This window comes from Agromyces sp. NPDC057865 (assembly GCF_042796995.1).
Classification (GTDB): domain Bacteria; phylum Actinomycetota; class Actinomycetes; order Actinomycetales; family Microbacteriaceae; genus Agromyces.
The window spans coordinates 827,845-841,400 of record NZ_JBHVMJ010000003.1 but is presented as its reverse complement, the minus strand read 5'-3'; the positions used below and the strand labels follow the sequence as shown (position 1 = coordinate 841,400).

The following is a 13,556-nucleotide window of genomic DNA, read 5'->3' as shown; positions in this document are numbered from 1 at the left end:
CGGGCGGGTGCGGCATCCGTCCACCGCGCGAGCGCGGAGCAGGAAGAGGACATGAGCGACACCGACACCCGGACCGAGACCCGACGCAGCCCGTTCGCACGACGATCGCCGCAGGAGGGGCCGCGCGCCACCTTCACGCAACTGCTGCCGTTCCTCTTCGAGCACCGGCCCGTACTCATCTGGGTAGCGGTGCTCTCGATCGTCGGCGCCCTCACGAGCCTCGCGCAGCCCCTGCTCGTGGGCCGCGTCATCAACGTCGTCGAGGCCGGCGAGCCCCTCGGCTGGCTCGTGTGGGGCCTCGTCGCGCTCGTCGTCGTGAGCGCGATCATCTCGGGCTACCAGCACTACCTGCTGCAGCGCACGGGCGAGGGCGTGGTGCTGTCGAGCCGCAGGCGACTCGTCGCGAAGCTCCTGCGCCTGCCCGTCGCGGAGTTCGACACGCGCCGCACGGGCGACCTCGTCTCGCGCGTGGGCAGCGACACCACGATGCTGCGCGCCGTGCTCACGCAGGGCCTCGTCGAGGCCGTCGGCGGCGCCGTCACGTTCGTCGGCGCGCTCATCGCCATGCTCATCCTCGATCCCGTGCTGCTCGGACTGACCGTGCTCGTCATCGCGATCGCGATCACCACCGTCACGCTGCTCTCGCGCCGCGTGCGCGACGCGTCGCACCGGGCGCAGGAGAAGGTCGGCGACGTCGCCGCGGCGGTCGAGCGCGCGATCAGCTCGGTGCGCACGATCCGCGCCGCGGGCGCCACCGACCGCGAGATCGCCGCCGTCGACGTGGAGGCCGAGGGCGCGTGGCGCATGGGCGTGCAGGTCGCGAAGATCTCGGCGCTCATCGTCCCGATCGCGGGGATCGCGATGCAAGTGTCGTTCCTGGTGGTGCTCGGCGTCGGCGGCTACCGCGTCGCGAGCGGCGCCATCACGGTCGCCAACCTGGTGTCGTTCATCCTGTTCCTGTTCATGATGATCCTGCCGCTCGGCCAGGCGTTCGGCGCGATCACCTCGGTGAACTCCGCGCTCGGCGCACTCGGGCGCATCCAGGAGATCCTCGACCTGCCCGACGAGGACGCCTTCGACCGCGAGCTCGCCCCGCTCGCGCTCATGGTCGGGGACGCGAACGACGGCATGCGACCGGATGCCGCGGCGATCGAGTTCGACGACGTGCACTTCGCGTACGCCGCGACGAGGCAGGACCCGGCCGATCCCGGCAACGACTCCCCCGACGAGCACCTCCCCGAACCCGACGTGACGGACAAGCAGCACGTGCTGCGCGGCGTGAGCTTCCGGGTGCCGCGCGGGCAGCGCATCGCCCTCGTAGGCCCGTCGGGCGCCGGCAAGTCGACGATCCTCGCGCTCATCGAGCGCTTCTACGACCCGAGCATCGGCGAGGTGCGCATGGGCGGCCTCGACCTGCGCGCGCTCGACCGCGGCGAGCTCCGCAGCCAGATCGGGTACGTCGAGCAGGACGCCCCCGTGCTCGCCGGAACCCTCCGCGACAACCTCAAGCTCGGCAGCCCCGACGCGACCGACGACGCGTGCGAGCACGTCCTGCGCGCGGTGAACCTCGGCGCCGTGCTCGATCGCGATCCCGCCGGCCTCGACGCGGCCGTGGGCGAGGACGGCATCATGCTCTCGGGCGGCGAACGCCAGCGCCTCGCGATCGCCCGCGCCCTGCTCTCCGCACCGCCCATCCTGCTGCTCGACGAGTCGACGTCGTCGCTCGACGGCGTCAACGAGCGCCTCATGCGCGAGGCCATCGACGAGGTCGCCGCCGGGCGCACGCTCGTCGTGATCGCGCACCGGCTCTCGACCGTGATCGACTCCGACCGCATCGTCGTGCTCGAGGAGGGACGCGTGATCGGCGAAGGGACGCACGCGGAGCTCGTGGCATCCGTGCCGCTGTACCGCGACCTCGCGGCGCACCAATTGCTGGTCTGATCGGCCCGTCGGCCGTCGGCTGCCCCCGCTTCGCCTCAGGGTTCACCCCGGGGCGGTTTGGGGGCTAGCCGGGATGGCCCGGCGCGACGGCCTCCGTAGCGTGGGAATCCGCATCCGGTCCCGGATGCCCCGAGCCCATTCCCCCCGGAGGACCATCATGACCATCGCGACCGTCACGAGCGCCCGCGACCTCTCCCGCTTCGAGGAGCTGCCCGTCGAGCTCATCGACGACCTGCCCAACGCCACCGACGCGACGACGTCGCGCAGCGGCTTCGGCGACTCGTTCGACCGCATCCAGGCCGGCATCCAGGGCTGGCTGCGCCACTGGGAGCCGCAGCGGCTCCCGGCGTTCACGCCCGTCCGCGACGAGATGCCCGAGTCGGACCGCGGACGCAGCTCGCTGCACGCCGCCGCGACCCAGGCCGACGGCGCCGTTCGTGTCACGGCGAGCGTCTACGACCCGCCCAGCCGCGAGGGCGCGCCCCTCGGCTGGTCGCGCAACTGGGCGAGCGTCGCCGTGCTGCCGCCGACCCGCGAGTCCGGGCGACTCTACTACCGCTTCAGCGTGTCGAGCCGGCTCGTGCTCGACGGCCAGGCGGCGCTCAGCCTCGCGTCGACCAGCGTGAACTTCGGCCTCGTCGCGGATGCCGTGAAGGCCAGCCCGTTCCAGGCGCCGGGCTTCGGCACGCCGATCGTCCGCCCGCTCGTCGGCGTGCAGGCCCGCGAGGACCAGGATGCGTCGGCGTCGCAGGTGTTCGAGGGATCGATCGCCGTGCGCCAGGGCGACACCCCGGCGATGGCGTTCGTGATCGGCACCGACCTGCTGTTCCAGGACGGCTGGGTGCGCGTGCACGAGGGCTCGAGCACGTGGATCGGCCCCGCCGGCCAGGGCGCCAGCGGCACGATCGAGTTCCGCTACGCCCCCGCCGCGATGCTGCGCCTGCTCGGCCGGCTCGACGAGCCGCACCGCGTGGCGTGACGCCCGCACCCACCCCGATCGACGGAGCGCGCCCCGGCTAGACTCGCCGGATGGCGCGCTTCGTCGTCGTGCTGCCGCTCGTCCCGCTCGCCGCGGGCGACGAGTTCACGGTCGCGCAGTGGCCGCTGCACGTGACGCTGGTGGAGCCGTTCCCCACCTCGCTCGACGCCGTGGAGGTCGCCGCCGTGCTGGGCGACGTCGACGGCATCGGACGTGAGGCCCGCGCGATCCACGCGGCCGCCGGCGAGGACGCGATGTTCGGGCGTCGGCGCGACGTGCCGGTCACGCTCGTCGAGGACGGCGGGGAGCTCGCCGCGCTGCGCACCCGCACGCTCGCGGCGCTCCGGCACGCCGGCGTGGACGTGCAGCCGCGCCGCGACTTCCGGCCGCACGTGACCCGCAAGCAGCACGGACGGGTGCGCCAAGGCGACAGGGTCCAGCTCGCGACGGTCGCGCTCATCGACATGCGGCCGCCGCAGGGCGGTCATCACCGCCGCGTCGTCGCAGCATGGGCGCTCGGCGCGTGACGCCGGCGCCGGCCGCTCCGGGCGGTCCTAACCGCCGCCTCCCGCGCCCCACTTCCTGATCTCGGGATCGTCGCGCCCGCGTTCGGCCGCACGCGTGCCCGCGTCGTCGAACGCGTCGGGACCCTCGGTCCCCGACGATCGATCGCGCCGGATCCGCCGCGCGAGCACCACGCCGAAGACGATGAGCCCACCTCCCAGGATGAGGACGGTCCACCACCAATCCATGGCCGCAAGCTACTCCGCGCTCCGTGGAGCGGCAATCCGCCCGGGACGAGCGGCGCTCAGATGCCCTCGGCCTCCGCCCTCGCCGATTCGTCGAGGTCCTGGCGGCGCTTCTGCCACGGCCAGCGGCCCGAGATCTCGAGCTCGAGCGACCAGCTGAGGAACGTCCGGATGAGCACGATGATCGCGAGCACCCCGACCGACTCGAGGGTCGGGGTGACGGCCACCGTCTTGATGATGTCGGCGGCCACGAGCAGCTCGAGGCCGAGCAGGATCGCCCGCCCGAGCACGCGGCGGAACCGCGTGTAGATCGGGCTCAGGCGACGCATGCCGCGCAGCGCCGCGTCGATGAGCGCGTAGGCCACGCCGACGACGATCGCGATCACGCCGATGACATCGACGACCTCGCCGGCCCTGGAGATGATCTCGCCGAACTCCATCGCGCTCCCCTCTGCGGCACACGCTAGCCGCGCACGACCGGTGGGGCGGTGCGATTCCGCCGCGCGCCGCGAACGACGCGGGCGATGCCGCGCATGCACGAGGGCCGGGCGCACCTTCCCTTGCGCGCTCCGGCCCTCGAGTCTCAGGTACTACGCCGCCTGGTGCGAGAGGTGGTAGCGCAGGCTGGCGAGCTCCGCCTTCAGCGCCGCGGGCACGCGGTCGCCGAACTGGGCGAAGTACTCCTCGGTGAGGTCGCACTCGGCGAGCCACGAGTCGCGGTCGACGTCGAACAGGTGCTCGAGCGCGGCATCCGTGATCTCGAGGCCCTCGAGGTCGAGCGACCCCGTCGCCGGCAGCAGGCCGATCGGCGTCTCGACGGCGTCGGCGTCCTCCTCGATGCGACCGACGATCCACTCGAGCACGCGCGAGTTCTCGCCGAATCCGGGCCAGAGGAACGTGCCGTCGTGGCCCTTGCGGAACCAGTTCACCTGGAAGATCTTCGGTGCGTTCCCACCGAGGACGCGGCCCATCTTGACCCAGTGGCCCCAGTAGTCCGCCATGTTGTAGCCGCAGAACGGGAGCATCGCGAACGGGTCGCGGCGCAGCTCGCCGACGGTGCCCTCGGCGGCCGCGGTCTGCTCCGATGAGATCGTCGCGCCCATGAACACGCCGTGCTTCCAGGAGCGGGCCTCGGCGACGAGCGGCACGTTGGTGGCGCGGCGTCCGCCGAACAGGATCGCGTCGATCGGCACGCCGTCGTGCGCGTCCCAGTCGTCGGAGATCTGCGGGCACTGCGCGGCGGCCACCGTGAAGCGCGAATTCGGGTGCGCGGCGGGGCGGCCCGACTCCGGCGTCCACGGGTTGCCCTCCCAGTCGGTGAGGTGCGCCGGCGGGGTGTCGGTGAGGCCCTCCCACCACACGTCGCCGTCGGGGCGCAGCGCCACGTTCGTGAAGATCGTGTTGCCCCACAGGGTCTGCACCGCGGTCGGGTTCGTGGTCTCGCCCGTGCCGGGCGCGACGCCGAAGAAGCCGGCCTCGGGGTTGATCGCGTAGAGGCGGCCGTCGTCGCCGGGACGCATCCAGGCGATGTCGTCGCCGATGGTCTCGACCGACCAGCCGGGGATCGTCGGCTGCAGCATCGCGAGGTTGGTCTTGCCGCAGGCCGACGGGAAGGCGGCGGCCACGTGGTACACGTTGCCCTGCGGCGACGTGATCTTGATGAGCAGCATGTGCTCGGCGAGCCAGCCCTCGTCGCGGGCCATGACGCTCGCGATGCGCAGCGCGAAGCACTTCTTCGCGAGCAGGGCGTTGCCACCGTAGCCCGAGCCGTACGACCAGATCTCGCGCGAGTCGGGGAACTGCACGATGTACTTCGTGTCGCTGCACGGCCAGTCGACCTCGGCGCGGCGGTGGCCGACGCCGTCGACGAGCGGGTAGCCGACCGAGTGCACGGTGCGCACCCACGGCTCGCCGGCCTCGATGAGGCGGTACACCTGCTCGCCCATGCGGGTCATGATGCCCATCGAGAGCACGACGTAGGGCGAGTCGGTGATCTCGACGCCGAGCTGCGAGATGGGGCCGCCGAGCGGGCCCATCGAGAACGGCACGACGTACAGCGTGCGGCCCTTCATCGAGCCGTCGAAGACCTCGGTGAGCTCGGCGCGCATCTCGCGCGGGTCGCGCCAGTTGTTCGTCGGGCCGGCGTCCTCCTCGTACGTGGAACAGATGAACGTGCGGTCCTCGACGCGGGCGACGTCCGACGGGTCGGTGCGGGCGAGGTAGCTGTTGGGGCGCCACTCCGGGTTGAGCTTGGTGAGCTTGCCCTCGGCCACGAGCTGCTTCGTGAGGAGGTCGGCCTCGTGCTTCGAGCCGTCGACCCAGACGATCTCGTCGGGCTTGGTGAGGGCGGCGATCTCCGCGACCCAGGCGTTGAGCGCGGGGTCGGTGGTGCCGCGTCGTGCCCGGTCGTCGTCGGCGGTGGTCTCGGTGCCGATGGAGAACTCGGAGATCGTCATCTTCGTTCCTTTCCAGGGTCCCGACCGGCCGGCCGGAGTGGTTCGTACTTCAAGGATGCGCCGGTTTGCGGGTTCTGTTGGGCCAATTCGCGTGTTAAGAATCAACGATCTTTCGCTATCCTTAAGCCATGAGAGCCGGCACCCCTGACCTCGCCACGCTGGGCCAGCGCATCCGCCACTTCCGCGGCGAGCGCGGCCTGACCCTCGACCAGCTGGGCGACGCGGTGGGCCTCGCCGGCAGCCAGTTGTCCCTCATCGAGAACGGCAAGCGCGAGCCGAAGCTCTCGACGCTCGACGCCCTCGCGAGTGCCCTCGACGTCGAGCTCGCCGACCTCCTCGCCCGCGAGGCGCCCAGCCGACGCGCCGCGCTCGAGCTCGAGCTCGGGCGCGCGCAGTCGAGCCCCCTCTACGCGTCGCTCGGCCTGCCGGCGATCCGGCCGGGCCGCGGCATCAGCGACGAGACGCTGGAGTCCATCGTGGGCCTGCACCGCGAGCTGCAGCGCCGCGCGAGCGAGGCCATCGCGACTCCCGAGGAGGCGCGCCGCGCGAACACCGACCTGCGCGAGCGCATGCGCGCCCAGCACAACTACCTCGCCCACATCGAGCAGCTCGCCGAGGACCAGGTGCGCGCCTCCGGCCATCGCGCGGGCGCCCTCACGCACCGCGAGGTCAGCGTGATGGCCGAGCGCCTCGGCTTCCAGCTCATCTACGTGAGCGACCTGCCCGACTCGACGCGCTCGATCTCCGACCTCGCGAACGGCCGCATCTACCTGCCGCCCGCGTCGATCCCCGGCGGGCACGGCCTGCGCTCGATGGCGCTGCAGGCGATGGCGCACCGCCTCCTCGGGCACACGCCGCCCGCGAGCTATGACGAGTTCCTCTGGCAGCGGCTCGAGATCAACTACTTCGCGGCCGCGTGCCTGATGCCGCAGGAGGCATCCGTCGCGTTCCTCCAGCAGGCGAAGAAGGAGAAGCGGCTCGCGATCGAGGACTTCCGCGACGCGTTCGGCGTGACGCACGAAGCCGCGGCGCTGCGGTTCACCAACCTCGCCACGAGCCACCTCGACATGACGCTGCACTTCCTGCGGGTGAACGGCGACGGCGCACTGCTGAAGGGCTACGAGAACGACGGCCTGCCGCTGCCCACGGACGTCACGGGCTCGATCGAGGGCCAGTGGGTCTGCAAGAAGTGGAGCGCCCGCACGGCGTTCGAGCACACCAACCGCACGACCGAGAACTACCAGTACACCGACACGCCCGCGGGCACCTTCTGGTGCGCCACGCAGACCGGGCGCACGGATGCCGCGGAGTTCTCGATCACCGTGGGCGTGCCGTTCGCGCAGGCGAAGTGGTTCCGCGGGCGCGAGACCACGCTGCGGGCGGCGTCGACCTGCCCCGACGACGCGTGCTGCCGCCGGGCGCCGCTCGGGCTCGCCGAGCGCTGGTCCGGACGGGCGTGGCCGAGCGCGCGCCTGCACGCGCACGTGCTGTCGCCGCTGCCGTCGGGCACGTTCCCGGGCGTCGACGACGCCGAGGTGTACGAGTTCCTCGAGGCGCACGCCGACCAGTGATGCATGGTGCAGCGGATGCCGCGGGCACGCGGCATCCGCGTGGGCTCATCGGTGACCGACCTTTTTCAGGAGGATCTCGGGATCGGCCGGACTGAGCCGTCGACCTCTCCTGAGAAGCAGCCGCATTCGTGAGGTGCGTCCTGAGAAACGCGGATGGACGCTGACGACGCGGGTCGACGCGGATGTGAGCGGATGCAGCGGATGCAGCGAGCTCGCGGCATCCGTTACTGCATCGTGTCTCTTGCATTAGTGTGCGACGCACAGTATCGTGTCGGACATGAGCACCGATGACACGACCGCCGGCCACCTGCAGGAACTGCGCCGCGGCACCGTGGTGCTCGCGTGCCTGATCCGGCTGCGCACGCCCGACTACGGGTACGCGCTGCTCGAGTCCCTCAACGGGCTCGGCATCACGGTCGACGCGAACACCCTCTATCCCCTGCTCCGTCGCCTGGAGAAGCAGGGGCTCCTCACGAGCGAGTGGAACACGGACGAGGCGCGGCCGCGCAAGTTCTACCGCACGAGCGACGCAGGCGAGCGACTCGCCGGCGCCCTCATCACCGACTGGCACCTGATCGACGCGGCGCTCACGCGCCTGACCACGGGAGACGAATGATGAACGCCACACTGACCGACCGGTACGTCTACGCCGCCGCGCGCAGCGTGCCCGAGGCCCAGCGCACCGACCTCGAGCGCGAGCTCCGCGAGCGCATCGGCGACGCGACCGACGCCCTCGTCGAGAACGGCCGCGCCCCCGCCGACGCCGAGCGCATGGCCCTCGTCGAGCTCGGCGATCCCGCGGCCCTCGCCGCGAGCTACGTCGACCGCCCGCTGCAGCTCATCGGGCCGCGCTACTACCTCACCTGGTGGCGCCTCCTGAAGCTGCTGTACGCCGTGGTGCTGCCCATCGCGGTGGCGGCGGTCGCGTTCGCCCAGGTGCTCTCGGGCGCCCAGGTCGGCGACGTGATCGGCAGCGCCGTGAGCGTCGGCTTATCGCTCGTCGTGAATCTTGGGTTCTGGACCACGCTCGCCTTCGCGATCGCCGAGCGCTCCCCCGGCGCCGCAGCCGCCGAGCTCACCTGGAATCCCGAGATGCTGCCCCAGCTGCCCGAACTCGGCCGTCCCGGCAAGCTCTCGGAGCTCATCGCGTCGATCGTCTTCCTCGGGCTGTTCGCGATCCTCATCGTCTGGCAGCAGTTCGGCATCCCGTGGGTCGGGGCGCTCGAGTCGATCCCGCTGCTGAACCCCGACCTCTGGAGCTTCTGGCTCCCGTACTTCCTGGTGCTCATCGGGCTCGAGATGCTCTTCGCCGTCGCGATCTACCTCTGGGGCTGGAACTGGTGGCTCGCCGCCGCCAACCTCGTGCTCAACGTCGCGTTCGTCGTGCCGGCCGTCTGGCTCTTCACGACGGGGCAGCTCATCAACCCCGCAGCGCTCGACGCGATGGGCTGGCCGTGGGGCGACGCCGGCGACGTGATCGTGCCCGTGATCCTCGTCGTCGTCATCGGCGTCGCGATCTGGGACGTGGTCGACGGCGTCATCAAGACGGTGCGGGGTCGCGGCGGCGCGATGCCGACCATCGGACGGATCTGATACAGCCGACGCGAGCGGATGCCGCGGGGCCCGACCCCACGGCGTCCGCTCGTCCGACGCGGTCGGCGATGCTACTTCGGCTGCATCCGGATCGCGCCGTCGAGGCGGATGACCTCCCCGTTCAGCATCGGGTTCGCGATGATCGACCGCACGAGAGCCCCGTACTCCGTCGGGTGCCCGAGTCGCGACGGATGCGGCACCTGGGCCTCGAGCGAGGCGCGCACCTCGTCGGACATCCCCGCCATCATCGGGGTCTCGAAGATGCCCGGTGCGATCGTGACGACGCGGATGAGCAGCTTCGACAGGTCGCGCGCGATCGGCAGTGTCATGCCCGCGACGGCGGCCTTCGACGCCGAGTAGGCGGCCTGGCCGACCTGGCCGTCGAACGCGGCGACCGACGCCGTGGACACGATGACGCCGCGCTCGGGCGTCGACGGCCCGCCCGGCACCGAGGCCTCGACGGGCTCGGTGGCGGCCATCGCCGCGGCCGCGAGCCGGGTCACGTTGAACGTGCCGATGAGGTTCACCCGGATCGTGCGCTCGAACGCGTCGAGCGGTGCGGGTCCGTCGCGCCCGACGGTGCGGTTCGCGGTGACGATCCCGGCGCAGTTCACGGCGACGCGCAACGGCGCGAGGGCGGATGCCGCGTCGACGGCCGCCTGCACCTCGGCCTCGTTCGCGACGTCGGCCGCCACGAACCGGGCGCGCTCGCCCAGCTCCGCCGCGGCCTCCTCGCCGCGCGGACCGGGCAGGTCGACGAGCACGACGGATGCCCCGCCCTCGACGAGCGCGCGCGCGGTGGCGCGGCCGAGGCCCGACGCCCCCCCGGTGACGATCGCGGATGCCCCGCTCAACTCCATCGGTGTGTCCTCTCGTGAGTCCGCTCGCTGAGCCTGTCGAAGCGAGCGCCAGTGTATGCCCGCTTCGACCGGCTCAGCGGGCGGTGGGTCAGATGCGCTCGATGATCGTTGCGTTCGCCATGCCGCCGCCCTCGCACATGGTCTGCAGGCCGTAGCGTCCGCCGGTCGCCTCGAGCTGGTTCACGAGGGTCGTGAGCAGGCGCGTGCCGCTCGAGCCGAGCGCGTGGCCGAGGGCGATGGCGCCGCCGCGCGGGTTCAGCTTCGCGGCATCCGCCCCCGTGTCGGCGAGCCAGGCGAGCGGCACCGACGCGAACGCCTCGTTCACCTCGTAGGCGTCGATGTCGTCGTGCGTGAGCCCGGCCCGCTCGAGCACCCTCGCCGTCGCCGGGATGACACCCGTGAGCATGTAGAGCGGGTCGCTGCCGACGACCGTGAACGAGCGGAACCGCGCGCGCGGTTCGAGCCCGAGCTGCTCGGCGGCCTCGGCGCTCATGATGAGCGCGGCCGAGGCACCGTCGGTGAGCGGCGACGAGCTGCCCGGCGTGATGCGCCAGTCCAGGTCGGGGAAGCGCTCGGCGAGCGCGTCGGTGCGGAACGCCGGGTTGAGCCCGGCGAGCGACTCGACCGAGGTCGCGGGCCGTACGGTCTCGTCGACGAGGGTGTCGACGCCCGGCACCGGCACCACCTCGGTCGCGAAGGCGCCGGATGCCCCGGCCTCCGCCGCAAGGCGGTGCGACCGCGCGGCGAACGCGTCGAGCTCCTCGCGGGACAGGTCCCACTTCGCGGCGATGAGCTCGGCCGACACGCCCTGGTTGACGAGCCCGTCGGGGTACCGAGCGTGCAGGCGCGGTCCGTAGGGGTCGGCACCGGCCGCGCTCGATCCGAGCGGCACGCGGCTCATCGACTCGACGCCGCACGCGATGACGATGTCGGCCTGGCCGGCGAGGATCGCCTGCGCGGCGAACGCCGCGGCCTGCTGGCTGGATCCGCACTGCCGGTCGAGCGTCGTGCCCGGCACGGTCTCGGGGAACCCCGCCGCGAGCACGGCGTTGCGGGTGATGTTATAGCTCTGCTCGGCGACCTGGCTGACGCATCCGCCGATCACGTCGTCCACGAGGGCCGGGTCGAGGTCGTTCCGCGACACGAGCGCGTCGAGCACGCCGGCGAGCAGGTCGACCGGGTGCAGGCCCGAGAGGATGCCCCCGGGCTTGCCGCGCCCGACCGGGGTGCGGATGACGTCGACGATGACGGCTTCGGTGCTCATGCGTCCAGCCTACGTTCGCTCGGTGATCGAGTAGCGCCGCCGCAGGCGACGCGTATCGAGATCGGTCACGAGGTCTCGATACGCGTCCGGCTGCGCCGGGCGCTACTCGACCACCGCCACCGACATGAGCTCGAGCTCCCGCTCGACCAGCACGGGCTCGCGCTCGGGCAGCACGAGCGGGTGCGTGCCCGCCATGGCCTCGATCACGCGCACCACCTGGCAGCTGTAGCCGTACTCGTTGTCGTACCAGACGTAGAGCACCGCGTCGGTGCCGTCGGCGATCGTGGCGAGCCCGTCGACGATGCCGGCCCGGTTCGAGCCCACGAAGTCCGTCGACACGACCTCGGGCGACTCGATGTAGTCGACCTGCTGGCGCAGCGGCGACGTGAGCGACACCTGCCGCAGGTAGCGATTGAGCTCCGTCTTGTCGGTGGGACGCTCGAGCTGCAGGTTGAGGATCGCGAGCGACACGTCGGGCGTCGGCACGCGGATCGCGCTGCCCGTCAGCTTGCCCGCGAACTCGGGCAGCGCCTTCGCGACCGCCTTCGCGGCGCCGGTCTCGGTGATGACCATGTTCAGGGCGGCGGAGCGTCCGCGGCGGTCGCCCGCGTGGAAGTTGTCGATGAGGTTCTGGTCGTTCGTGAACGAGTGCACCGTCTCGACGTGGCCGCGCACCACCCCGTACGCGTCGCTCACGGCCTTCAGCACGGGCGTGATCGCGTTGGTCGTGCAGGATGCCGCGGAGAGGATGCGGTCGGACGGCTGGATGTCGCCGTGGTTGATGCCGTGCACGATGTTCTTGATCGCGCCCTTGCCCGGCGCGGTCAGCAGCACGCGGGCGACGCCCTTCGACTGCAGGTGCTGCGCGAGGCCCTCGGCGTCCCGCCAGCGGCCCGTGTTGTCGACGACGATGGCGTCGCGGATGCCGTACGCCGTGTAGTCGATGGTCGCCGGGTCGTTCGAGTAGATGACCTGGATCAGCGTGCCGTTCGCGAGGATCGTGTTGCGCTGCTCGTCGACCTCGATGGTGCCCGCGAACGGGCCGTGCACCGAGTCGCGGCGCAGCAGGCTGGCGCGCTTCACGAGGTCGTTCGCCGAGCCCTTTCGCACGACGATGGCGCGCAGGCGCAGGCCCTGGCCGCCGCCCGTGTGGGCGATCAGGATGCGCGCGAGGAGGCGGCCGATCCGGCCGAAGCCGTACAGCACGACATCGGTGCCGGCCGGGCCGTCGCCGCCGGCGGAGTCGAGCACGGGCGCGAGCTCGTCACGCAGGAAGTCGACGAGCGGCATCCGCTCGCCCGACTCGCGGTAGCGCGCCACGAGCCGCGCGACATCGATCGACGCCGGGCCCGGGCGCAGCTCGCCCAGCGCCTCGAGGACGCGCATCGAGTCGGCGAGCGACAGCTCGTCGTCGCCGGCCTGGCGGGCGAACCGGTGCGCCTTCAGGAGTTCGATCGCCGAGCGGTTGATGAGCCGACGGCCGTGGATCGAGGTCACCACCCCGTGGTCCCGGTAGAGGCCGCCGACGAGCGGGATCATCCGCTCGGCGAGCTCCTCCCTGGCGATCCATTCGGTGCGTCGGGCGTCGAACTCGTGGCTCACGTCGTTCCTCTCCGGCTCGCGCGCGTGGCGTCGTCGCCGTGGTCATGCTCGGGCCGCGCGCGCCGGTGGGCAGCGTCGGCCGTCGGTGTTCCGGGGGGATGCCTCGATCATAGGCGGCCCGATCTGAGCGGCGGGTGTACGCGACGGCGCATGGCACGGCCGAACGTGGCCACGAGGGCCAGCGGATGCCGCGGTCAGGAGATGGCGGTGGCCTGGTCGTCGTCGACGAAGCGGATGTCGTACACCGCGACGCGCTGCGGCACGCCCTCGAACACGGCGGCGCGGGCGTCGGAGGCCAGGTAGGCCTGCTCGAGGCGCAGGAACTCGTCGCGGTCGCCGGTGGCGCTCACGGCCCACACGAACTCGTTCGACTCCCGCAGGCCGTAGGCGAACTCGATCGTGAACCCCGCAGGCGGACGGACGGCGGGCATGGCGCCGCGCCACCACTCGACGAACGCGTCGTACTCTCCGTCGACGAGCGTGTACCTGCGCAGCTGGGTCGTCTTCACCCGACCCATTCTGCCCTGCGCCGACGGGCCGT

The 13,556-nt window shown here is 71.8% G+C and carries 13 protein-coding genes; 6 read left to right on the top strand and 7 right to left on the bottom strand.

Going from position 1 to position 13,556, the window contains the following annotated elements; all coding sequences use genetic code 11:
• Positions 1-51: 51 nt before the first annotated feature.
• The 3 genes from ACFVN5_RS16825 (at position 52) to ACFVN5_RS16815 (ending at position 3,447) form a co-directional block, all read left to right on the top strand.
• Positions 52-1,941, top strand: coding sequence for an ABC transporter ATP-binding protein (locus tag ACFVN5_RS16825; RefSeq protein WP_376956463.1), 1,890 nt, complete (start codon positions 52-54; stop codon positions 1,939-1,941).
• A gap of 157 nt (positions 1,942-2,098) precedes the next feature.
• Positions 2,099-2,920: a hypothetical protein gene (locus ACFVN5_RS16820; protein ID WP_376956461.1), complete on the top strand. Its 822-nt coding sequence runs from the start codon at positions 2,099-2,101 to the stop codon at positions 2,918-2,920.
• Positions 2,921-2,970: 50 nt separating this feature from the next.
• Complete coding sequence (locus ACFVN5_RS16815; RefSeq protein ID WP_376956459.1) at positions 2,971-3,447, top strand: 2'-5' RNA ligase family protein; 477 nt, start codon at positions 2,971-2,973, stop codon at positions 3,445-3,447.
• 27 nt (positions 3,448-3,474) lie between these two features.
• On the opposite strand, the gene ACFVN5_RS16810 is transcribed toward ACFVN5_RS16815, so the two are convergent.
• From ACFVN5_RS16810 to ACFVN5_RS16800, 3 genes are all read right to left on the bottom strand, one after another.
• Entirely contained in the window at positions 3,475-3,672 is a 198-nt protein-coding gene (locus ACFVN5_RS16810) for a hypothetical protein (protein ID WP_376956457.1), read from the bottom strand.
• Between the two features lie 56 nt (positions 3,673-3,728).
• A complete protein-coding gene (locus tag ACFVN5_RS16805; RefSeq protein ID WP_376956455.1) occupies positions 3,729-4,109 on the bottom strand; it encodes a DUF1622 domain-containing protein in 381 nt (126 codons plus the stop codon).
• A 150-nt stretch (positions 4,110-4,259) separates the two neighbouring features.
• Positions 4,260-6,125, bottom strand: coding sequence for a phosphoenolpyruvate carboxykinase (GTP) (locus tag ACFVN5_RS16800; RefSeq protein WP_376956453.1), 1,866 nt, complete (start codon positions 6,123-6,125; stop codon positions 4,260-4,262).
• A 128-nt stretch (positions 6,126-6,253) separates the two neighbouring features.
• Here ACFVN5_RS16800 and ACFVN5_RS16795 point away from each other — a divergent pair, with 128 nt between their 5' ends.
• From ACFVN5_RS16795 to ACFVN5_RS16785, 3 genes are all read left to right on the top strand, one after another.
• Positions 6,254-7,696 (top strand): helix-turn-helix domain-containing protein, encoded by a 1,443-nt coding sequence (locus ACFVN5_RS16795; RefSeq protein WP_376956451.1) that lies wholly within the window; start codon positions 6,254-6,256, stop codon positions 7,694-7,696.
• Positions 7,697-7,973: 277 nt separating this feature from the next.
• Complete coding sequence (locus ACFVN5_RS16790; RefSeq protein ID WP_376956449.1) at positions 7,974-8,312, top strand: PadR family transcriptional regulator; 339 nt, start codon at positions 7,974-7,976, stop codon at positions 8,310-8,312.
• On the top strand, positions 8,312-9,289 hold the full coding sequence (locus tag ACFVN5_RS16785) for a permease prefix domain 1-containing protein (RefSeq protein WP_376956447.1): 978 nt from the start codon (positions 8,312-8,314) through the stop codon (positions 9,287-9,289). The genes ACFVN5_RS16790 and ACFVN5_RS16785 overlap by 1 nt, the downstream gene beginning before the upstream one ends.
• Before the next feature lie 71 nt (positions 9,290-9,360).
• Here the strand turns inward: ACFVN5_RS16785 and ACFVN5_RS16780 are convergent, their stop codons facing one another.
• From ACFVN5_RS16780 to ACFVN5_RS16765, 4 genes are all read right to left on the bottom strand, one after another.
• Entirely contained in the window at positions 9,361-10,149 is a 789-nt protein-coding gene (locus ACFVN5_RS16780) for an SDR family NAD(P)-dependent oxidoreductase (protein WP_376956445.1), read from the bottom strand.
• Between the two features lie 88 nt (positions 10,150-10,237).
• Entirely contained in the window at positions 10,238-11,413 is a 1,176-nt protein-coding gene (locus tag ACFVN5_RS16775; protein WP_376956443.1) for a thiolase family protein, read from the bottom strand.
• A gap of 102 nt (positions 11,414-11,515) precedes the next feature.
• Positions 11,516-13,015 carry a glyceraldehyde-3-phosphate dehydrogenase gene (locus ACFVN5_RS16770; protein WP_376956441.1) on the bottom strand — a complete coding sequence of 500 codons (1,500 nt, stop codon included), beginning with the start codon at positions 13,013-13,015 and terminating at the stop codon, positions 11,516-11,518.
• A gap of 194 nt (positions 13,016-13,209) precedes the next feature.
• Complete coding sequence (locus ACFVN5_RS16765; RefSeq protein ID WP_376956439.1) at positions 13,210-13,524, bottom strand: hypothetical protein; 315 nt, start codon at positions 13,522-13,524, stop codon at positions 13,210-13,212.
• Positions 13,525-13,556 lie beyond the last annotated feature (32 nt).

Coding starts and splice junctions, on each gene's coding strand:
- ACFVN5_RS16825 (WP_376956463.1), top strand. CDS start 52: ATGAGCGACACCGACACCCGGACCGAGACCCGACGCAGCCCGTTCGCA.
- ACFVN5_RS16820 (WP_376956461.1), top strand. CDS start 2,099: ATGACCATCGCGACCGTCACGAGCGCCCGCGACCTCTCCCGCTTCGAG.
- ACFVN5_RS16815 (WP_376956459.1), top strand. CDS start 2,971: ATGGCGCGCTTCGTCGTCGTGCTGCCGCTCGTCCCGCTCGCCGCGGGC.
- ACFVN5_RS16810 (WP_376956457.1), bottom strand. CDS start 3,672: ATGGATTGGTGGTGGACCGTCCTCATCCTGGGAGGTGGGCTCATCGTC.
- ACFVN5_RS16805 (WP_376956455.1), bottom strand. CDS start 4,109: ATGGAGTTCGGCGAGATCATCTCCAGGGCCGGCGAGGTCGTCGATGTC.
- ACFVN5_RS16800 (WP_376956453.1), bottom strand. CDS start 6,125: ATGACGATCTCCGAGTTCTCCATCGGCACCGAGACCACCGCCGACGAC.
- ACFVN5_RS16795 (WP_376956451.1), top strand. CDS start 6,254: ATGAGAGCCGGCACCCCTGACCTCGCCACGCTGGGCCAGCGCATCCGC.
- ACFVN5_RS16790 (WP_376956449.1), top strand. CDS start 7,974: ATGAGCACCGATGACACGACCGCCGGCCACCTGCAGGAACTGCGCCGC.
- ACFVN5_RS16785 (WP_376956447.1), top strand. CDS start 8,312: ATGAACGCCACACTGACCGACCGGTACGTCTACGCCGCCGCGCGCAGC.
- ACFVN5_RS16780 (WP_376956445.1), bottom strand. CDS start 10,149: ATGGAGTTGAGCGGGGCATCCGCGATCGTCACCGGGGGGGCGTCGGGC.
- ACFVN5_RS16775 (WP_376956443.1), bottom strand. CDS start 11,413: ATGAGCACCGAAGCCGTCATCGTCGACGTCATCCGCACCCCGGTCGGG.